Raw genomic sequence first — 18,988 nt, forward strand, 5'->3', positions numbered from 1 at the left:
CTTCGACAAGCTCAACGAGCGGGAACCGGGCGTGTGGGCTTACTGACGACTGATCGCGGTCGGCCGGACCACGTAGACCACGCGGTGTTCGGCGTCGCCGACCGGGCCGTCCATGGGCAGGCCGTAGCGGTCGGCCAGCTCGGCGAAGAACACGCCCGACGTGTCCGGGTCGATACGCTCCACGACTCCGCGGACCTCCAGGTAGCGGTACGGCTGATCCGGATCGTTCACCGAGAACGCGACCTCGGGGTGGGCGGTCACGTTCTTGTACTTCTGCCGGGTGGTCGTGTTCGTGAAGCGCACCCGGTCGCCGTCCCAGGAGAACCACATCGGGTTCACCTGCGGGGTGCCGTCGGGCCGGATGGTCGCCGAGATGCGCGTACAGCGGGCGGTCGAGAAGGTCACGGTGGGAGTCGGGTACGAGAGTCATCGGTCTTCCTGTCCGTCGGGGTCGCCGGTGCGGCGCTGCTCGATCAATTCACCGGGATCGGTGATCGGCTCCTCAGCGCAGTCGAGTCCCTCATCGATCAGCCGGCGGTAGTGCGCGATCTTCTCGTCGACGGAATCGAGGTCGTCGACGAGTTCCCGGATCCGTGCCTCGATCTCCTCGCGGTGGTTCTCCAGCAACCGCATGCGCCGGCCGTGGGTGCGCGAACCCTGCGCCATCATCGTGACGAAGTCGCGCATCTGGGCGACCGGCATTCCGGTCCGGCGCAACCGCACCAGGAGATCGATGATCCGTACGGTTCCCTCGTCGTAGTGACGGACACCGGTGGACGAGCGCGGCACCGCAGGCAACCTCGACTGTTGAAAACGTGTCCGTCACGAACACGTTTTCAACACCTCGAGTCAGTTCGCGGCGGGCGGGACGAAGTCCTGCACCGCTTGAGTGGCCATCGCTATCGTCGCCAGGCTCGGATCCACCACCGGAAGACCGAGGGCCTGCGACACCGGGACGCGAAGAGCGGACATTCCGCCTTCGCCGAGAACGACCACGTCGGCGCCGTCCTCGTCGCGCAGTTTGGTTCCCGCGGCGATCGCCGCCTGGGCCGCCATCTCCGGGGTGAAGGCGGTCGGGCCCTGCTTGGCGAGTTCCGGGTCCACTTCGACGGCGCGTTCACCGACGATCCGGTCGGCGACACCCTGCTCCTCGTAGTACTTGCGGTGACGTTCGACCGCCACCTCCTGCACCGCGATCACCCCCACCTTGCTGCCGGTGGCCAAGGCGGTGCCGATCGCGCACTGGTTCAAGCCGAACACCGGGCGGGGCGCGGCCGCCGCACGAGCCTCCTTCAAACCGGGATCGGCGTAGCAGCCGACGATGAACGCGTCGGAGTCCGTGTCCTGTTCGATCAGCTTCACCAGGGGTGAGGCCACGCTGTCGATGTTCTCCTGCGACACCATCAGATGGGGGCCGCCCGGGAGGGTGACGACGGCGATTTCGGGGCCGTCGGCGAACTCCATCGAGGTGATGGTCGCCGCGATCTGCGCGGTCAAGGCGTCGTTCGCGGCAGGGTTGACGAGAGTGATCTTCTTGCGGGCAGGCGTCGGAGCAGTCATGCCTAGAAGGTTGGCACGACGATCAATGAGGCGCAGGGAAAGCCGGAAGCTGCGGTTCGAAGAGCCACTCGCGCCACAGGTCGTTCAGTGAGGCGTCGGTGTACGTGCTCGCCAGCGCGATGAAGTCCTCGGTGGTGACCGACCGGTACCGGTACTTGTCGGTCCACCGATGCAGCAGCTGGAAGAAGGCGCCGTCGCCCAGACGGAGGCGGAGTGCATGCAACGTGATGGCGCCGCGCTTGTAGACCCAGTCGGAGAACATCTGCTTGGGTCCCGGATCGGCCAGCGGCACCCGCACCGGCGAGGCGGCCAGCTTCTCGTAGTAGTGGCGCGCCCACTCGTCGGCCGAGCGGCCGCCGCTGCGCTGACTCCACAGCCATTCGGCGTAGCAGGCGAATCCCTCGTGCAGCCAGATGTCACGCCAGCGGGCCAGCGTCACCGAATTGCCGAACCACTGATGGGCGAGCTCGTGCGCCACCAGACGCTCGTGATCGCGGGTCCCGTCGCAGTGGTTGGCGCCGAACGTGGAGAAGCTCTGCGCCTCGAGCGGAATGTCCAGTGGGTCGTCGGTGACCACGGCCGTGTACTGCGGGAACGGATACGGACCGAACATCTCGGTGAAGACCTCCACCATCTTCACCTGATTGACGAAGCTCGCGTCGAACTCGGTCTTCAACCGGGCGGGCAGCAGCGCCGACACCGGGACCGGTTTGGCTGCGAGCTTCCGATGCTCGTACTGGCCCACCTGGATCGACGCCAGATACGTCGACATCGGCTCCACCTGCTCGTACACCCACGTGGTGGTCGCGCCACGGCGCCGCGTGGAGATCTGCACGCCGTTCGCCAGCACGTAGTACGGGCTGTCGGCGGTGATCGTGAACAGATACGTCGCCTTGGCCTCGGGATGGTCGTCGCACGGGAACCACGACGGTGCACCGTTCGGCTGGTTGGCGCACAGCGCGCCGTTCGACAGTTCCTCCCAGCCGACCTCGCCCCAGTCGCTGCGGACCGGGCGAGGGTTGCCGCTGTAGCGGATCACGACGTCCATCGGGCCGCCGGCCGGGATCGGCGACTGCGGGGAGATCGACAGCTTGCCGCTGCGATGCGAGAAGCGCGCCGCCTTCCGGTTGACCGTCACCTTCTCCACACGCATCGTCGACGCCAGATCGAGAGTGAACTTCGCGAGCTGCTGATACGACGTGGCCGTCAGATCGGCGACCCCGGTGAGCCGGTTCGCCGACACCCGATAGGTGAGGTCCAGGTCGTAGCGCGCGATGCGGTAGCCGAGGTTGCCGTTGCGCGGCAGATACGGATCGAGTTCATGAGAGGTGCCGGACAGGGTCGGGGAATGGTCGAACTTGCCCGACTTGCTCGGCACACCGCACCTCTCGTCGCTTCGGCTGATCGGCCCTCACCCTACCGGCCGCCGGTCGAGCGTGTGCGGCCGCTTTCGACGCCGCCGGACACCGGCCCGGGTCACGTTCCCATCGACGTCACGTAGACCTCGGTGCGGCCGTCGCGCGTGACGATCAGGAAGCCGGTCGATCCGAGACTGAGACCTTCCCCGCTGAGCGACAGCAGCTTCGGCTCGCCCTCGGTGCACACGTAGCCGGCGCGGACACCGAACGCGCTCGGGTACCCGCAGTCGGTGACGGTCTCGAATGGACCGAACGCCGGGTTCAGTCGCGCGATCGCGTGCGCGGTGGTCGCCGGATCGTCCGGTGAGGTGTAGCGCGCCTCGAGTCTCGGGGTACCGACGAAGCCCACCGGGTAGACGGTGCCGGACACGAACTCGACGTCCTCGGGAAGCATTGCGCCGAAGTCGGTGGCCGCCTCGTCGGCCGACATCCCCTGCGGATCGGGGATGCGGGACCAGTCGGCGATGAAGAACGCGTAGAAGCCGTAGCCGACGAAGGCCAGGAACAGACCGACGGCCACCGCGATCGTCCCGATCCAGGCCCTTCTGGAGAGCAGGACGAGACGTTTCCTGGTCCTCTTCCGCATGGCGGCGAGTCTACGGACCGGTCGCCGGGATGGACCGGATCGGGCGATTCGCCCGGTCGGTCGTCCGGGGGACCCGGCGGCCCGGGGGTCGTGGGCGGCGTCCGGCGGGTGTTAGTTTCCGGTCATGACTCAGCCGCCTCCCGGCCGTTCCGCCGCCGACCGGTTCGTCGCCGTCGCCGCCAGGACGCCGCTCCTGCCGGCACTCCTGATCATCGTGTTCCTGGTGAGCCTGATCGTGGGCGGTGCGTTCCGGTTCGGCGATGCGGCCGACGCCGCCGCAGGTGTTCCCGCCGCCGTACTCCTGCATCGTTCGGACACTCGATGAACGGCCCGCTGACGACGCCGCAGAAGATCGCGCTGGCGGCCGCGGCGGCCTCCGTGGTCGTCGGGATCGGGCTGTGCCCGGCGACCGTCATCGGCGGCATCCTCTTCCTACTGCTGGGTCTGCTGTACGCGCTGCTGCTGTGGCAGGGCATGCCGTGGCACGCCGACGCCGCCACCACGCTGCACTACGTCAGCGGGCTGGCCGACGGCGTCGTGAAGCCCGGTGCGGTGCCCAGTCCGTCGTCGCCCACCCGTCACCCTGGTCCGCCGCATCCGCCGCAGTCGATGCCGCCGCGTCCCACACCGCCGCCGTCGGCACCGATGCCCAGCGAGGCGGAGACACGGTTCATGAAGCCGCCGGAGTAGGGGGTTGGCTCCTTTCGACAGGTGGTTCCTGAGCTCGTGGCGGAGCCTGCGACGACACGAGGTCGAAGGACTCAAGGAGCGAGCGTCAGGACCAGGGGGCGATGGGGTTGCCCTGCCAGCGGGTGTGAGCCGGCACGTGGTCGCCGCGCATGACCAGTGAGCCGGGGCCGACGGTCGCGGACTCACCGATCGCCGAGGCGGGCAGAGCCACGCAGTGCGGGCCGAGGGTGGCGCCGGCGTCCACGTCCACCGCGTCGATGGCCATCACCCGGTCGTGGAACAGGTGGGTCTGCACCACGCAGCCGCGCTGCACCGAGGCGCCGTCACCGAGCGTCACCAGATCGGCCTCGGGCAGCCAGTACGACTCGCACCAGACGCCGCGGCCGATGGTCGCGCCGAGCGACCGGAGCCACCAGTTGAGAACCGGGGTGCCGGCGGCCGCGTTCGCGAACCAGGGTGCGGCGACGGTCTCCACGAACGCGTCGGACAGTTCGTTGCGCCACACGAACGGGCTCCACAGCGGATGTTCGCCCGCCCGGATCCGGCCCAGCACGATCCACTTCGCCAGCGAGGTCACCACCCCGGCGACCGCACCGGTGGCCAGCAGCACCAGACCGCCCAGGCCGATCGCCGCCCACACGTTCGTCTGCGTGGCGATCGTCTGCAGCGTCAGCAGCACGCCGAGCCCGATCGCGAACGACGTCCACACGGCCACCAGGCGCAGCGTCTCGATGGCCGCGCGCGCCACCCGCAACCCGGTCGACGGCGAGAAGGTACGTGAATCGTCGCCGGCGTTCGCGGTGCGCCGCAGTCGTTGCGGCGGGCTCCCCAACCAGCTGGATCCGGCCTTCGCCTTCGGCGGGGCGGCGGACAGCACCGCCACCAGACCGCCCTTGGGCACCTTGCGGGCGGGCGCCACCATGCCGGAGTTGCCGAGGAAGGCGCGCTTGCCGACGCGGGCCGGGCCGATGTGCACCCAGCCGCCGCCCAGCTCGTACGAGGCCATCATGGTGTCGTCGGCCAGGAACGACTCGTCGCCGACCTCGGTGAACTTGGGGATCACCAGCGCGGTCGAGATCTCGGTGTCCTTGCCGATCGTCGCGCCCAGCGCGCGGAACCACCACGGGGTCAGCAGGCTCGCATACAGCGGGAACAGGTAGGTGCGCGCCGAATCCATCACGCGTTCGGTGAGCCACGCCTGCCAGCCCATCCGCGACCGCACCGGATAGGTGCCGGGTTTCAGGCCGATCGAGGCCAGACGCACGACGATCAGCGTCAGCAGCGCGAACACGATCAGCGCGGTCAGCACACCGGCCGGACTCAGGGCGAGGGCGCGCAGGGCGGCGTCGCCGAGCGTGCCGGCCGACAGGGCCCACGCAAACGTGACGACCAGTCCGGCGGCCAGCGACAGCAGCGGAATCGCGGCGACCAGCAGCGCCGACAGTCCGTAGACCGGTACCCAGCGGCGTCGTGCTGCCGGCCGCTTCTTCGGCCACGACGGTTTGGCCTTGCCGACCTTCACCGCCGGCGAGCCGGCCCAGCGCTGCCGTGCCTTCACCTTGCCGACGACGGTGGAGCCGGGATCGACGATCGCGTCGCGGCCGACCACCGCGCCGGGCAGGAGGGTGGAACGGGCGCCGACGGTCGCACCCGCCTTCACCTCGACCGCGCCCAGATGCAGGACGTCGCCGTCCAGCCACCATCCGGCGACGTCGGTCTCCGGTTCCAGGGCGGCGCCGTCGCCGACGGTGAGGAAGCCGGTGACCGGCGGCAGCGTGTGCAGGTCGACGCCCTGGCCGATGGTCGCGCCGAGTGCGCGCGCCAGATAGGGCATCCAGGGGGCGCCGGAGGCGTTGAGGGCGCCGGACGATTCGACGAGTCGCTCGGCGATCCACAACCGCACGTGCACCGAGCCGCCGCGCGGGTGATCGCCGGGCGCCACACCGGCCAACAGCAGCCGCGCACCGGCGGCGGCGATGACCATCCGTCCGAACGGTGTCACGAATACCAGGAATGCGGCGAGCAGCAGCCACCAGTTCACGTGCACCAGCCAGGGAGCCGAGTAGCCGAGACGGTCCGCGACCGCGCGTCCGACGTTGTTCGCCACCCCGAGCCAGGTGACCCACGCGATGCCGGTCAGGGTGGCGAGCGGCACCGACGCGAGGATCTGCACCAGACCGGTGGTCGCCGGCACCGGGCGCACCCGGCGGGCCTGAACCTCCGGTCCGGGCGCGGTCGCGTCGAGCAGTTCGGCGAGTGACCCGAGACGCGGGTGGTCGTACAGGTCGGCGACGGTCACCTCGGGATACCGGGCACGCAGTGCACTCACCAGCTGGGCCGCCGACAGCGACCCTCCGCCTTCGGCGAAGAAGTCGGCGTCGGGGCCGCTCACCCCGACCCCGAGGACCGACGCCCACTGTTCGGCCAGCCACGCCTGGGTGCCGGTCATCTCGGCGGCCTCGTCGTCGGAGGCTCCCGGCAGCGGCCACGGCAGCGCGTCGCGGTCGACCTTGCCCGAGGTGCGGGTGGGCAGCTCGTCGAGCAGCGCCAGACGCGGCACCATGGCGGCGGGCAGTTCCTCGCGCAGCCGGGCCTGGGCGGCGGAGAGATCGAAGCCGGGATCGGTGGAGGCGAGATAGCCGACCAGCAGCGACGTGCCGGCGGCGTTGGTGCGGACGGCGCAGGCGCCGCCGCTCACACCCGGCAGATTCTGCAGGGCGTTGTCGATCTCGCCGAGTTCGATGCGGCGCCCGCCGATCTTCACCTGGTCGTCGGCCCGGCCCACGAACAGCAGGCCGGCCGGATCGAGGCGGACGACGTCGCCCGACCGGTAGGCGCGGTCCCAGCCGAGCGCCGGGGCGGGCGCGTACTTTTCGGCGTCCTTCGCCGGATCCAGGTAGCGGGCCAGGCCGACGCCGCCGATCACCAGCTCGCCGGTCTCCCCGACGTCGACCGGCCGGCCGTCGGCGTCGACGACGGCCAGGTCCCAGCCGGGCAGCGGCAGCCCGATGCGGACCGGCTCGCCGCGATGCATCTGCGCGGCACACGCCACGACCGTCGCCTCGGTCGGGCCGTAGGTGTTCCACACCTCGCGGTCACCGGTGGCCAGGCGATCGGCCAGCTCGGGCGGGCAGGCCTCCCCGCCGAAGATCAGCAGGCGCACCGCCTCGAGGGCTTCCGCGGGCCACAGCGCCGCCAGCGTGGGAACGGTGGAGACGACGTTGACGTCGCGCTTGACCAGCCACGGGCCCAGGTCCATGCCGCTGCGCACCAGCGCGCGCGGGGCCGGCACCAGGCAGGCGCCGTGCCGCCACGCGAGCCACATCTCCTCACAGGAGGCGTCGAACGCCACCGACAGGCCGGCCAGCACCCGGTCGCCCGGACCGAGCGGATCGTCCTGCAGGAACATCTCCGCCTCGGCGTCGACGAACGCCGCCGCATTGCGGTGGGTCACCGCCACACCCTTGGGGGTGCCGGTGGAACCGGAGGTGAAGATGATCCAGGCGTCGTCGCCGACGGTGGCCGGAGAGCGGTCCCCCGGGGTGATCGGCCGGGTGCCGGACTCGCCGCGGCGCAACAGGCCGTCGGCCGTCAGGATGGCGCCGACGTTCGCCTCACCGAAGACGAGTTCGGCGCGCTCCTCCGGATCGTCGGCGTCCACCGGCACGTAGGCGGCACCGGCGTACAGGGTCGCCAGGATCCCGATGTAGAGGTCGCGGTGACCGGACGGCATCCGGATCCCGACCCGATCGCCCTGCCCGATCCCCGCGGCATGCAGGCGGGCCGCCACCCGGCGGGCCAGCGCGATGAGTTCGGAGTAGGTGGGGATCTGGTCGCCGTCGTCGATGGCGGGCGCATCCGGGTGCGCCGACGCCGTCGCGGTCAGGATGTCGACGAGCGTCCGCGGGGCCGGTGCATCGGCGTCGCGCAGGAACTCGGAAGGGATCGGCACAGTACGAGATTGTGCACCACGACGGACGCATATGTGACATCGGCCGGACGGCGTCTGTGCAGGTAGGGAACGTGAAGTGAACGGCCGGTGAGCGGTGGGTGAGCGGTCGGCCAACCGGCGGGGAAACACCCGTTCCGGATGCTTCGGACACGGCCTTTCGACGGCGCCGATCCGGGCGTACATTGCTGGGAATGACTACGGAGTCGGCTCCGGCCCATCCGCTGCGCGCGGGCCTGGTGATCGGGGCGCTGGGGGTGGTCTTCGGCGACCTCGGAACCAGCCCGATCTACGCGCTGCAGACACTGTTCGACCCGCGAGACCCGCACCCGATCTCTCCGACACCGGAGAACGTCTACGGCGTGGTGTCGCTGATCTTCTGGTCGGTCATGATCATCGTGACGCTCACCTACGTGCTGTTGGCCATGCGGGCCGACAACGACGGTGAAGGCGGCATCCTGGCCCTCATCACCCTGTTGCGGCGGTGGTCGAAAGGCATCGGTCCGCGACTGATGGCGATCCTGATCGCCCTCGGTCTGCTCGGTGCGGCCATGTTCCTCGGCGACTCCATGATCACCCCCGCGATCTCGGTGCTCTCCGCCGTCGAAGGCCTCGAAGTGGTCGATCCCGGACTGCACGAACTGGTGGTGCCGTTGACCTCGGTGATCGTCTTCGTGCTGTTCCTGGTGCAACGGTTCGGCAGCGGCGTGGTCGGGCGCGTGTTCGGCCCGGTGATGGTCGTCTGGTTCACGGTGATCGGCGCGCTGGGCATCAGCGGGATCACGGTGGAGCCGCGGATCGTCCGCGCGCTGTCGCCGACTTATGCGATCGAGTTCGCCGTTCATCATCACGGCGTCGCCTTCTTCGCACTCGCCGCCGTCGTCCTAGCCGTCACCGGCGCCGAGGCGCTGTACGCCGACATGGGTCACTTCGGCCGGCCGTCGATCACCGTCGCGTGGATCTTCTTCGTCGCCCCGGCGCTGGTCCTCTGCTACCTGGGTCAGGGTGCGTTGATCCTGCACGACAGCAAGGACTCGTCGGCGCCGTTCTTCCTCCTGAGTCCGGATTGGGCCCGGATCCCGCTGGTGGTCCTGACCACGTTCGCCACCGTCATCGCCGCCCAGGCCGTCATCTCCGGGGCGTTCTCGGTGGCCTCACAGGCCGGTCAGCTCGGCTACATGCCGCGGCTGCGTGTGGTGCACACCTCCGACCGCACCTACGGGCAGATCTACATTCCGTGGCTCAACTGGCTGCTCATGGTCTCGGTGATCACCCTGGTGTTCGCGTTCCGCAGTTCCTCCGCTCTCGCCTTCGCCTACGGCATGGCGGTCACCGCCACCATCAGCGTCACCACACTGCTGTTCTTCGTCGTCGCGCGGCGACGCTGGAGCGTGCCGTGGTGGATCCTCGCGCCGCTCGCCGCCTTCCTCCTGGCCGTCGATCTGCTGTTCTTCGCCGCGAATGTGACGAAGCTGCTGCACGGTGCGTGGCTGCCGCTGGTCATCGGGATCACGGTGTTCGCGATCATGACGACCTGGGCCCGGGGCAGCCAGATCACGCAGGCGCGCCGCAGCGTCATGGAGGGCTCACTCGACGAGTTCCTCGACGACCTCGCGAACGATCGGCCGAAGGTGGACGTCGTCGACGGGACGGCCGTGTTCCTCAACCGCGATCTCGCCTCGGCGCCGCTGGCCTTCCGGTCGAACGTCGCCCACAACCGGGTACGTCACCGCCACGTGCTGATCGCGACGGTGGAGGTCGCGACCGTTCCGAGGGTCGCGCCCGCCGATCGCGTCCGGATGCGGGCGCTCGACGCCGGCGAGGCGGGCGGTGTCCGCGGGGCCGTGATCCGGTTCGGCTACGCCGAGCCGCCGGATGTGCCTTCGGCGCTGGCCATGCTGACTCCGTGGGACTGCGGCAAGCGGGTCGACGTCGAAGACGTCACCTACTTCCTGTCGACCGCGGAACTGGACTACAGCGATCGGCCCGGCATGGCCGCATGGCGCAAACGCCTGTTCATCGCCTCGTCGTTCGTGAAGGCCGACGTCAGCGACCACTTCCGGTTGCCCCGCGACCAGGTCGTGGTGCTCGGTACCCGGATTCCCGTCTGACCCCTCCTGCAGGTCTGCCGCTTGCCTACCGCACAGAAATGGCGGTGGAGACGTCGCCGGGGGCGATCTGCCCCCGGGCGCGCCCCACCGCCATTTCTGTGCGGCGCTCAGTCCTCCAACGCCAACTGCTCGACCAGCGCACCCTGCCAGACGGTGTCGAACGGGGTGTTCGCCGCGACCCGGCCCTCGATGCCGGCGGTCGTGAACTCCTTGGCGAAGGTCACCGCATCTTCGACGCCGGCCCCCTTCGCGAGTTCGGCGGTGATCGCCGCCGCCAGCGTGCAGCCGGCGCCCGACACCCGCTCGTTCCCGACCTTCGGCGCACTCAGCACGGTGATCTCGCCGTCGTCGAACAGCACGTCCACCGCGTCGTCGCCGGGCAGCTCCACGCCGCCCTTCGCGACCACGTAGCGGGGGCCGAGATCGGCGATCCGGCGGGCCGCCTCGGTGAGGTCGTCGACCGAGGTGATCTCCGGCATCCCCGACAGCACGGTGGCCTCGAACAGGTTCGGGGTCACCACGGTCGCGTGCGGCAGGATCTTTTCGCGCAGCGCGGTATCGGTGTCGAGGGCCGCACCCGGCTCCTGACCTTTGCAGATCAGCACCGGATCGAGCACCACATGCCGCCAGGACTGCTTGCCGAGCGCCTCGGCGACCACATCGATGGTGTCGGGGGTGCCCAGCATGCCGATCTTCACCACGTCGAGGTCGTGGGCGCTGGTGGCGGCCTCGATCTGATCGGCGATCACCTCGGGGGCGATCGGCACGAACCGGTGACTCCAGCCGTTCTTCGGGTCGAACGACACGATGCAGGTGATGGTGCCGACGCCGTAGACGCCCAGTTCCTGGAAGGTCTTCAGATCCACCTGGATACCGGCGCCGCCGGTGGCCTCCGAGCCTGCGATGACATAAGCGAGATCAACCACACGTCCAGACTAGTGAGCCGCCCCCGCCCGCACTACCGGGCCGTATACGGAACGTCGCCGGGCATGGCGCGGCCGCGACCGCTATACGGCCCGGTAGTGCGCGGGGCGGCCGTAGGGTGGAGCCCATGGGCGCGACGACTGTGGAAGACCTGTTCGGCATCGATCGTCTGCTCACCGACGACGAGAAGGCGATCGCCCGGACCGTCGCCGACTTCGGCGCCAAGCGTCTGCGACCCCACGTCGCCGACTGGTTCGAGGCCGGCACGCTGCCCGCGCGGGACCTCGCCGTCGAACTCGGCGCACTCGGGCTGTTCGGCATGCACCTGGACGGCTACGGCTGCGCCGGCACGACGGCCACCCAGTACGGACTGGCATGTCTGGAAGCCGAGGCCGTCGACAGCGGACTGCGCAGCTTCATCTCCGTGCAGGGATCCCTGGCCATGTTCGCGATCCACCGGTGGGGCAGCGAGGAACAGAAGCAGCGGTGGCTGCCTGACATGGCGGCCGGTCGGGCGCTCGGCTGCTTCGGGCTGACCGAACCCGACTTCGGCTCCAACCCCGCCGGCATGCGTACCCGCGCCCGCCGCGACGGCGACGACTGGGTGCTCAGCGGCACCAAGATGTGGATCACCAACGCGCCGGTCGCCGACGTCGCCGTCGTCTGGGCGCAGACCGATGCCGCCGGCGGCTCCCGCGGCATCCGTGGATTCGTGGTCCCCACCGACACCGCCGGCTTCACCGCGTCGGAGATACGACACAAGATGTCGCTGCGGGCGTCGATCACCGGCGAGATCGTCCTCGACGACGTCCGGCTGCCCGCCGACGCGATGCTGCCGGAGGCCGAAGGCATGCGCGGACCGCTCAGCTGCCTCAACGAGGCGCGGTTCGGAATCGTCTTCGGTGCCGTCGGCGCCGCCCGCGACTGCGTGAACACCGCCCTGGACTATGCGGGCACCCGGGAGGTCTTCGACAAACCGCTGTCCGGTTTCCAGCTGACCCAGGGCAAACTCGCCGACATGGCCGTCGAACTCGGCAAGGCGTACCTTCTGGCGATCCAGCTCGGCCGGATCAAGGACGGCGGTGCCATCGCACCCGAGCAGGTGTCGCTCGGCAAACTGAACAACGTCCGCGAGGCCATCGCTATCGCGCGCGAGTGCCGGACCATCCTGGGCGCCAACGGCATCACCCTGGAGTACCCGGTCATCCGGCACGCCAATAACCTCGAATCGGTGCTCACCTACGAGGGCACCAGCGAGATGCATCAGCTGATGATCGCCAAGGCGCTCACCGGTCAAGACGCGTTCCGGTAGAACGCGGTGAGGAGACACCCATGGCAGCGACCCTGAAGCTCGGTCTCAAGGCCTCGGCCGAGCAGTTCGGTCCCCGCGAGCTGGTGGAGCTCGGCGTGATGGCCGAAGAGTTCGGTCTGGACTCGTGCACCACCAGCGACCATTTCCAGCCGTGGCGCCACAACGGCGGCCATGCCCCGTTCTCGCTCGCGTGGCTGGCCGCGGTCGGCGAGCGCACGCAGCGGATCCAGCTGGGCACGTCGGTCCTGACGCCCACCTTCCGCTACAACCCGGCGGTGATCGCGCAGGCCTTCGCCACCCTCGGCTGCCTGTACCCGGACCGGATCTTCCTCGGTGTCGGCACCGGCGAGGCACTCAACGAGTACGCGACCGGCTTCACCGGCGAGTGGCCCGATTTCAAGGAGCGTTTCGCCCGGCTCCGGGAATCGGTCCGCCTGATGCGCCAGCTGTGGAGCGGTGACGAGACGAACTTCGACGGCGAGTACTACACGACGCAGGACGCCTACATGTACGACGTCCCCGACCACGGGGTTCCGGTGTATGTGGCGGCCGGTGGACCGGTGGTCGCACGCTACGCCGGCCGCGTCGGCGACGGCTTCATCTGCACCTCCGGCAAGGGCATGGACCTGTACACCGAGAAGCTGATCCCCGCGGTCCGCGAGGGCGCGGAGAAGGCGGGCCGCGACTTCGCGGACATCGACCGGATGATCGAGATCAAGATCTCCTACGACCCCGACCCGCAGCGCGCCCTCGAGAACTGCCGGTTCTGGGCGCCGCTGTCACTGACCCCGGAGCAGAAGCATTCGGTCACCTCGTCGGAGGAGATGGAGCGCCTGGCCGACGAGCTGCCGATCGAGCAGGTCGCGAAGCGGTGGATCGTGGCGTCGACGCCCGACGAGGCGGTCGCCGCGATCAAGCAGTACACCGACGCCGGCCTCAACCACCTGGTGTTCCACAACCCGGGCGCCGATCAGCGCCGTTTTCTGGAGGCGTTCACGCAGGACGTGGTGCCGAAGCTCCGGGAACTGCCGATCGTGACGCAGTAGCCGGAGGCGTCAGCCCGCGGGAGACGCCGGTGCCGGGGACGGTGTGTAGACCGTCGTCGTGGTGGTGTCGACCTGAGTCCTGGTGACGGTGCGCGTCACGGTGTTGTTCTGCGTGACCGTCGCCGTGCGCGTCGCGGTGTCGGTCTCGGTGCGGTCCTGGCCGGTGACCGTCGTCGTCCGGTTGCGGGTGATCACCGACGATGTGGCGCTCGGGGTCTCGGTGGTGGTGACGGTGCTGGTGACCGTCGCCCCCGGCTTGCCTTCCAGAGAACCGAACAGCACGAAACTCAGGCCGATCAGCGCCGCAGCACCCACGCCGAGACCGGCGATGATCTGCCAGCGGCGGACCGCCTTCGCCGTCTCGTTCGCCACGCCCGCGCCGGCGGCCGTGACCGCGACCGTCTGATCCGGATCGGTCACCGGATGGCCGGGAGGGGTCTGCGGATTGGTCGCCGGATCGACGTAGCCGTACCCGGCACCCGACTGCGGATACTCCTGCGGCGGGTACTCGGGCTGCACGTACTGCTGCTCGTGCTGAGCCTCCTGGAACTGCTGTTCCGCGTACGGCTCACCCTGCTGCCCGTTGTAGGGCTGCGCACTGGTCTGACCGCTGTAGGCGGCCTGACCGTACGCCTGAGGTGCCGAATAAGGCTGCGAACCACCGGTGTCGGTGAGTTCGGTCTTCGGATCGTCGTCCGGCGCGGCCTGCGCCGGCTCCTCGGGTGGCTGAGTCACAACGGTCAGGCTACCGCGAAACTCACTGAACCAGACAGTTCCCGTCTGCCTTCGGTTCACACGTGACGGTGGTCGTCTCGGTGGTCCGGGCACCCGGAACGGTCTTCGTGACCTCCTGGGTGACCGTCGTCGTCTCGACGGTGTCGTGCTCCTGATCGACCGTCTTGGTGACGGTCTTGGGAGCCACCGACTCCTCCTGCGTGGTCGTGCTCGTCACCGTGGTGGTGGTCGAGGCGGCCTTGCTGTCGTGCATGGTGCCGAACAGCAGGAACGCCAGTCCGATCAGTGCGGCGGTGGCGATGGCGATGCCGGAGATGATCTGCCAGCGGCGGATCGTGCGGCGCGGATCCTCGTCGAACTCGTCGCGACGGCTCGGAGCGCGGTGGTAGTCCTCGTCGCGCCGGTAGTCGTCGCCGGCGGGTTCGGGGTACTGCGTCGTCTGGTAGTGCGGCGCGTACTGGGGCTCGGGGGCGGGCTGCTGCGGCGGGTAGTCGGCCTGCGAGTACGCCTCGGTGGGTGCGGCATGCCGTGCGGCACCGGTCTCGGTGAACTGAGTCTGCGGGTCCTGCGGCTGCTCGGGAGGTTGAGTCACCCGGTCAGGCTACCGCTCTGACCGGGTCAGATGTCGCCGAACGGATCAGCGGTGTGTCCGACGAGATCGGCCACCGACGAGATCACCCGCGTCGGACGGTACGGAAACGCCTCCACCGACTCGCGTGAGGAGATGCCGGTCAGCACCAGAATGGTGCGCAATCCGGCCTCCAGACCGGCCACCACATCGGTGTCCATCCGGTCGCCGATCATCAGCGTGTTCTCCGAATGGGCGCCCATCTCCCGCAGCGCGGACCGCATCATCAGCGGGTTCGGTTTGCCCACGTAGTAGGGCTCTTTGCCGGTCGCGCGCGTGATGAGCGCCGCCACCGCACCCGTCGCCGGCAACGGCCCGGCCGACGACGGCCCCGTCGCATCCGGGTTGGTGGCGATGAATCGGGCACCGCGCTCCACCAGACGGATCGCCGTCGTGATGGCCTCGAACGAATAGGTGCGGGTCTCGCCGAGGACCACGTAGTCGGGATCGGATTCGGTCAGGACGTAGCCGATGTCGTGCAGCGCGGTCGTCAGACCCGACTCGCCCACCACGTACGCGGTGCCGTTGGGGCGCTGCTCGGCCAGGAACTGGGCGGTGGCGAGCGCCGACGTCCAGATGTTGCTCTCGTCGATGTCCAGTCCCGTCGCCAGCAGGCGGGCCCGCAGGTCGCGAGTGGTCCGGATCGAGTTGTTGGTGAGCACCGTGAACGGGATGTCGTTGTCCCGCAGTTCGGCGACGAACGCGTCGGCGCCGGGGATCAGCCGTTCCTCGCTGATCAGGACGCCGTCCATGTCCATCAGGTACGTGATCGGATGCTCGTCACTCATGGATTCAGCGTAGGCCCGGGTGCCCGGGTGCGCACCGTCAGCCGAACGGCTTGCCGGCACGCCAGTACGCCATCGACTTCACGCCTTTGCGGCCCAGGTTGAAGTCGCTGCGGAAGGCGGCGGTCACCTGCCGGGTGCTCTTGGAGTCCAGCGCCACCCAGCCGTGCCGGCCGGACGCGTCGAAGGCGGCGGCGCGCACCGCGTCGACCAGGGCGCCGCCGTCGCGCTCGCGGGCGATCCAGTGCACGGTGTCCTGCGGGCGGAGCCGCATGGGCAGGTCGCGGTCGTCGTCGTGCTGGTATTCGAACCAGATGGTGGCGGCGACGCCGGGGCAGCGGTCGGTGAGTGCGTCGAGCAGCGAGTTGATGGCGGGCAGCGAGGCGGGGTCGCCGGCCACCAGCCAGCCGGACGGTGCCGGTTCGGGGATGTCGAAGTCGGAGCCGAGGACGGTGGCGGGGAGGGTGTCGCCGGCCTTCGCGGCGAGCGCCCACTGGGCGGCGGGGCCGTCGTGGATCGCGAACTCGATGTCGAAGGTGCCCTTCTCCGAGTCCGGGTCCACCAGCGTGTAGCCGCGCTGGTGCAGTGCACCGTCCTTGGCGAACCAGAGCCGGATCCACATCGTCGGGTGCCGGCTGATCTTCTGCAGCAGTCCGCCGTCGGTGAAGCCGAGCCGGACGTAGTGCTCGGTCACGGTTTCGGTGCGCGTCACGGTCAGCTCGAAGTCGTCGGCGCGCATCATCTTCATGACCGTGCCCTGCCAGCCGCGGGAGAGGGTCTTCTGTTCCGCCATGCCGACGAGCTTAGCCTCACCTAACAAGAGCTGCCACCCTCGGTTCGGGCGATCCCCCGGTGCGGGACGGTCAGCTCAGATCGGAGGCGTCCAGGACCAGCGGTGCGTGGTCGCTGGCGCCGGTGGCCGCGCGGGCATCCCGATCGATGAACGCGTCGTGGATGCGGTCGTCCAGTGCCGGAGAGCAGAGCGCGAAATCGATCCGCATGCCCTCGTTCTTCACGAACCGCCCGGCCGTGTAGTCCCAGAACGTGTACGTCCCCGGCTCGGAGGTGAACGGGGCGGCACTGTCGGCCAGGCCCGCGTCCAGGAACTCGGAGAAGGCCGCGCGTTCGGGCTCGGTGGTGTGCGTACGGCCCTCGAAGTACGACGGATCCCAGACGTCGGCGTCCGTCGGAGCCACGTTGAAGTCACCCATCAGGGCGATCTGTGCGGCCGGATCGTGACCCAGCTCCAGACGCGTCACAGCCGACAACTGCGCCAGCCACTCCAGCTTGTAGGCGTAGTGCGGGTCGTCGACGCTGCGGCCGTTCGGCGCGTACAGACTCCACACCCGGATGCCGCCGCAGGTGGCCGACAGGGCGCGGGCCTCCGGCGGCTCACCCGCGGCGCGGACCGGCTGGCCGTCGAAGCCCCGATGCACGTCCTCGAGGCCCACCCGCGAGGCGATCGCGACACCGTTGTAGCCGCCCTCCCCGTACAAGGCGACGTCGTAGCCCTCGGCCAGAAAACTCATCACCGGGAACCGGTCATCGGAGCACTTGGTCTCCTGGATGGCCAGCACGTCCACCTGGTGACGCGTCAGCCAGGCGACGATCTGCTCCGATCGCGCCCGGATCGAATTGACGTTCCAGGTGGCCAGACGCATCAGAGATCGACACCGGCCTTCGCCCACCGATCGGCCACCGCCGCGCGGTGCGCCTTGCCGGTGACCAGAACCAGCTCGAAGTCGCGCTGCTCGTCGGCATCCCGATCCCGGTAGTCGTCCTGGTAGAACGCCATCGAGCCGGCGAACCAGGCGAAGTCCTGATCCGAGGCGTCCGCCAGCAGCTGCTCGGCGTTGCGCACGACGGTCACCAGCCGGTCCTCGGCCGTGCCGTCGGAGTCCAGATCGCGCATGCAGTCGTCGAAGGCGTCCTTGTTGTTCCCGAAGTGCGCGGGGAAGTCCCACGCCGCCGCGAACGCCGCGTACATCTCGTCGAGTGTCGTCGCGTCGGCGCCGTCGATCACGGCGGTCACGTCGTGCACCTCCGCCGTCGGCGCAGTGCTCGTCAGCCGGACGGCCTGGTCGGAATCAGCCATGCGACGGCCCCCGGATCTGAATGAACGTCTGATAGTGGTCGAGCGTGTACCAGGCCGAGCCGTCGCTGGCGGTGATGATCCGCTCCGCGTCGCGGCCCTGACCGGACTTCTTCGCGTTCACGTCCCACTCCTGGAACGTCAACGGCTTCCCGTTCGCCCCGGTCGACGGGAGCCGGCCCTCGTTGTTGCGGAAGGTGCGCCCGCCGGACGTGCCCGGTGCGTCGGCGGGAGGCCACTGACCGGCGTCGATCTTGGCCAGCGTCCGCTGGACGCGGGCCGGCACCTGATGATCGGTGCCCTGGCTCTGGCCGTGCGTGTAGGGCGCGGCCGACACCGGTGCGGTGTCGTCGTCGTGGGATCCGCCGGCCAGCCACCAGCCCAGACCCACGGCCAGCAGCAGCGCCACGACCGCGAGGACCGGCACCAGCAGCCGGCGCGGACTGTTCGCGGAGAGATTCTCGGACATCGGTTACACGGTAGGCGAGAGAGGGATCAGCCGGAAGCAATGGTGCAACTCGAATCCCTGGTCCCGCAGGCGTTCTCGGGTCGCCCGGTGGTCGCCGGCGACGATACGGGCACCGTCCGGACCGGTCAGCACCTCGTATTCGGTGCCGCCGGAGACCCCGGCCTCCCGCAGCAGCCGGTCGGGCACGATCAGATGCCCGGTGGTGCCGTGCGCGGAGAACCAGTCGGCGATCGCCGGCAGGGCGGTCGCGCCGGCACCGAAGCGCGACGGGATCGCGGCGTTGGCGTGCGGATCGGCCGAGCCGGGCGTCGCGGTCAACGACCACCCGTCGACCTCGCCGCGATCGTCCGCCTCGACCGCCTCCTGCAGGCCGGATTGAACGCGCCGGATGTCAGCGTTGCGCACCACGTGCCGCGACAGCGGCCGGATCGAGGTGATCGCCGCGGTCGGCACCGACTCGGTCGTGCCGACGCGGTCGATGAGCACGGCGTCGTCGGTGCGTCCGCGCAGGATCCCGGTCAGATCCGACTGCGACGGCTCGTGCTCGAGCGCCGGATTCGGTGCCGGACGCCAGTCCGCGGGTGCGTCGGCGCCCAGGCGGTAGCGGACCACCACCCGGTCGCCGATCACCGGATCCATGACGCCCCTCCCTCCGTGTCCCTACTGTCCCGTATAGGTGTCGA

19 protein-coding genes and 1 pseudogene are annotated in these 18,988 nt (G+C 69.4%); 5 read left to right on the forward strand and 15 right to left on the reverse strand.

Translation table 11 applies throughout. The annotated features are described in order from the left end of the window. Window positions 1-39: 39 nt before the first annotated feature. The 5 genes and pseudogenes from QM774_RS12330 to QM774_RS12350 form a co-directional block, all read right to left on the reverse strand. Window positions 40-430, reverse strand: a pseudogene (locus QM774_RS12330) (PPOX class F420-dependent oxidoreductase). After that, window positions 427-789 carry a MerR family DNA-binding protein gene (locus QM774_RS12335; protein WP_414976150.1) on the reverse strand — a complete coding sequence of 121 codons (363 nt, stop codon included), beginning with the start codon at window positions 787-789 and terminating at the stop codon, window positions 427-429. Before QM774_RS12335 ends, QM774_RS12330 begins: the two are co-directional and overlap by 4 nt. Before the next feature lie 60 nt (window positions 790-849). Beyond that, a complete protein-coding gene (locus QM774_RS12340) occupies window positions 850-1,560 on the reverse strand; it encodes an aspartate/glutamate racemase family protein (protein WP_414976151.1) in 711 nt (236 codons plus the stop codon). 22 nt (window positions 1,561-1,582) lie between these two features. Further along, window positions 1,583-2,938 carry a M1 family metallopeptidase gene (locus QM774_RS12345; RefSeq protein WP_414976152.1) on the reverse strand — a complete coding sequence of 452 codons (1,356 nt, stop codon included), beginning with the start codon at window positions 2,936-2,938 and terminating at the stop codon, window positions 1,583-1,585. Window positions 2,939-3,036: 98 nt separating this feature from the next. After that, a complete protein-coding gene (locus tag QM774_RS12350; RefSeq protein ID WP_414976153.1) occupies window positions 3,037-3,564 on the reverse strand; it encodes a hypothetical protein in 528 nt (175 codons plus the stop codon). Window positions 3,565-3,688: 124 nt separating this feature from the next. Between QM774_RS12350 and QM774_RS12355 the strand changes: the two genes are divergently transcribed. Together QM774_RS12355 and QM774_RS12360 are read left to right on the forward strand one after the other, a co-directional pair. Continuing rightward, the gene (locus QM774_RS12355) at window positions 3,689-3,889 is read left to right on the forward strand and encodes a hypothetical protein (RefSeq protein WP_414976154.1); all 201 of its coding nucleotides are present in this window, start codon (window positions 3,689-3,691) and stop codon (window positions 3,887-3,889) included. Next, complete coding sequence (locus QM774_RS12360) at window positions 3,886-4,254, forward strand: hypothetical protein (RefSeq protein WP_414976155.1); 369 nt, start codon at window positions 3,886-3,888, stop codon at window positions 4,252-4,254. The genes QM774_RS12355 and QM774_RS12360 overlap by 4 nt, the downstream gene beginning before the upstream one ends. A gap of 85 nt (window positions 4,255-4,339) precedes the next feature. Here the strand turns inward: QM774_RS12360 and QM774_RS12365 are convergent, their stop codons facing one another. After that, window positions 4,340-8,206, reverse strand: a complete 3,867-nt coding sequence (locus QM774_RS12365) for a Pls/PosA family non-ribosomal peptide synthetase (RefSeq protein WP_414976156.1) — start codon at window positions 8,204-8,206, stop codon at window positions 4,340-4,342. 191 nt (window positions 8,207-8,397) lie between these two features. Here QM774_RS12365 and QM774_RS12370 point away from each other — a divergent pair, with 191 nt between their 5' ends. Continuing rightward, a complete protein-coding gene (locus QM774_RS12370; protein WP_414976157.1) occupies window positions 8,398-10,314 on the forward strand; it encodes a potassium transporter Kup in 1,917 nt (638 codons plus the stop codon). 107 nt (window positions 10,315-10,421) lie between these two features. On the opposite strand, the gene thiD is transcribed toward QM774_RS12370, so the two are convergent. After that, window positions 10,422-11,240: a bifunctional hydroxymethylpyrimidine kinase/phosphomethylpyrimidine kinase gene (thiD, locus tag QM774_RS12375; RefSeq protein ID WP_414976158.1), complete on the reverse strand. Its 819-nt coding sequence runs from the start codon at window positions 11,238-11,240 to the stop codon at window positions 10,422-10,424. A gap of 125 nt (window positions 11,241-11,365) precedes the next feature. On the opposite strand from thiD, the gene QM774_RS12380 reads away from it, so the two are divergent. Further along, window positions 11,366-12,550: an acyl-CoA dehydrogenase family protein gene (locus tag QM774_RS12380; RefSeq protein ID WP_414976159.1), complete on the forward strand. Its 1,185-nt coding sequence runs from the start codon at window positions 11,366-11,368 to the stop codon at window positions 12,548-12,550. A gap of 20 nt (window positions 12,551-12,570) precedes the next feature. Continuing rightward, complete coding sequence (fgd, locus tag QM774_RS12385) at window positions 12,571-13,596, forward strand: glucose-6-phosphate dehydrogenase (coenzyme-F420) (RefSeq protein WP_414976160.1); 1,026 nt, start codon at window positions 12,571-12,573, stop codon at window positions 13,594-13,596. Between the two features lie 9 nt (window positions 13,597-13,605). Here fgd and QM774_RS12390 read toward each other — a convergent pair whose 3' ends face one another. From QM774_RS12390 to QM774_RS12425, 8 genes are all read right to left on the reverse strand, one after another. Next, window positions 13,606-14,331 carry a hypothetical protein gene (locus tag QM774_RS12390; RefSeq protein ID WP_414976161.1) on the reverse strand — a complete coding sequence of 242 codons (726 nt, stop codon included), beginning with the start codon at window positions 14,329-14,331 and terminating at the stop codon, window positions 13,606-13,608. Between the two features lie 22 nt (window positions 14,332-14,353). Further along, window positions 14,354-14,923, reverse strand: a complete 570-nt coding sequence (locus tag QM774_RS12395; protein WP_414976162.1) for a hypothetical protein — start codon at window positions 14,921-14,923, stop codon at window positions 14,354-14,356. A 26-nt stretch (window positions 14,924-14,949) separates the two neighbouring features. Next, a complete protein-coding gene (locus tag QM774_RS12400; protein ID WP_414976163.1) occupies window positions 14,950-15,747 on the reverse strand; it encodes an HAD-IIA family hydrolase in 798 nt (265 codons plus the stop codon). 37 nt (window positions 15,748-15,784) lie between these two features. Continuing rightward, the gene (locus QM774_RS12405) at window positions 15,785-16,537 is read right to left on the reverse strand and encodes a siderophore-interacting protein (RefSeq protein WP_414976164.1); all 753 of its coding nucleotides are present in this window, start codon (window positions 16,535-16,537) and stop codon (window positions 15,785-15,787) included. A 70-nt stretch (window positions 16,538-16,607) separates the two neighbouring features. After that, entirely contained in the window at window positions 16,608-17,405 is a 798-nt protein-coding gene (locus QM774_RS12410) for an exodeoxyribonuclease III (protein WP_414976165.1), read from the reverse strand. Then, entirely contained in the window at window positions 17,405-17,839 is a 435-nt protein-coding gene (locus QM774_RS12415) for a barstar family protein (protein ID WP_414976166.1), read from the reverse strand. The genes QM774_RS12410 and QM774_RS12415 overlap by 1 nt, the downstream gene beginning before the upstream one ends. Then, the gene (locus QM774_RS12420; protein WP_414976167.1) at window positions 17,832-18,305 is read right to left on the reverse strand and encodes a ribonuclease domain-containing protein; all 474 of its coding nucleotides are present in this window, start codon (window positions 18,303-18,305) and stop codon (window positions 17,832-17,834) included. The genes QM774_RS12415 and QM774_RS12420 overlap by 8 nt, the downstream gene beginning before the upstream one ends. A gap of 3 nt (window positions 18,306-18,308) precedes the next feature. After that, window positions 18,309-18,944, reverse strand: a complete 636-nt coding sequence (locus QM774_RS12425; RefSeq protein ID WP_414976168.1) for a GCN5 family acetyltransferase — start codon at window positions 18,942-18,944, stop codon at window positions 18,309-18,311. Window positions 18,945-18,988 lie beyond the last annotated feature (44 nt).

The sequence above is a fragment of the Gordonia sp. (in: high G+C Gram-positive bacteria) genome (assembly GCF_047600565.1).
Taxonomy (GTDB): domain Bacteria; phylum Actinomycetota; class Actinomycetes; order Mycobacteriales; family Mycobacteriaceae; genus Gordonia.

What these genes read in the sequence shown, in the direction of transcription:
- QM774_RS12340 (WP_414976151.1), bottom strand. Translation starts at nt 1,560, where the DNA reads ATGACTGCTCCGACGCCTGCCCGCAAGAAGATCACTCTCGTCAACCCT.
- QM774_RS12350 (WP_414976153.1), bottom strand. Translation starts at nt 3,564, where the DNA reads ATGCGGAAGAGGACCAGGAAACGTCTCGTCCTGCTCTCCAGAAGGGCC.
- QM774_RS12355 (WP_414976154.1), top strand. Translation starts at nt 3,689, where the DNA reads ATGACTCAGCCGCCTCCCGGCCGTTCCGCCGCCGACCGGTTCGTCGCC.
- QM774_RS12360 (WP_414976155.1), top strand. Translation starts at nt 3,886, where the DNA reads ATGAACGGCCCGCTGACGACGCCGCAGAAGATCGCGCTGGCGGCCGCG.
- QM774_RS12370 (WP_414976157.1), top strand. Translation starts at nt 8,398, where the DNA reads ATGACTACGGAGTCGGCTCCGGCCCATCCGCTGCGCGCGGGCCTGGTG.
- QM774_RS12380 (WP_414976159.1), top strand. Translation starts at nt 11,366, where the DNA reads ATGGGCGCGACGACTGTGGAAGACCTGTTCGGCATCGATCGTCTGCTC.
- fgd (WP_414976160.1), top strand. Translation starts at nt 12,571, where the DNA reads ATGGCAGCGACCCTGAAGCTCGGTCTCAAGGCCTCGGCCGAGCAGTTC.
- QM774_RS12400 (WP_414976163.1), bottom strand. Translation starts at nt 15,747, where the DNA reads ATGAGTGACGAGCATCCGATCACGTACCTGATGGACATGGACGGCGTC.
- QM774_RS12405 (WP_414976164.1), bottom strand. Translation starts at nt 16,537, where the DNA reads ATGGCGGAACAGAAGACCCTCTCCCGCGGCTGGCAGGGCACGGTCATG.
- QM774_RS12410 (WP_414976165.1), bottom strand. Translation starts at nt 17,405, where the DNA reads ATGCGTCTGGCCACCTGGAACGTCAATTCGATCCGGGCGCGATCGGAG.
- QM774_RS12415 (WP_414976166.1), bottom strand. Translation starts at nt 17,839, where the DNA reads ATGGCTGATTCCGACCAGGCCGTCCGGCTGACGAGCACTGCGCCGACG.
- QM774_RS12420 (WP_414976167.1), bottom strand. Translation starts at nt 18,305, where the DNA reads ATGTCCGAGAATCTCTCCGCGAACAGTCCGCGCCGGCTGCTGGTGCCG.
- QM774_RS12425 (WP_414976168.1), bottom strand. Translation starts at nt 18,944, where the DNA reads ATGGATCCGGTGATCGGCGACCGGGTGGTGGTCCGCTACCGCCTGGGC.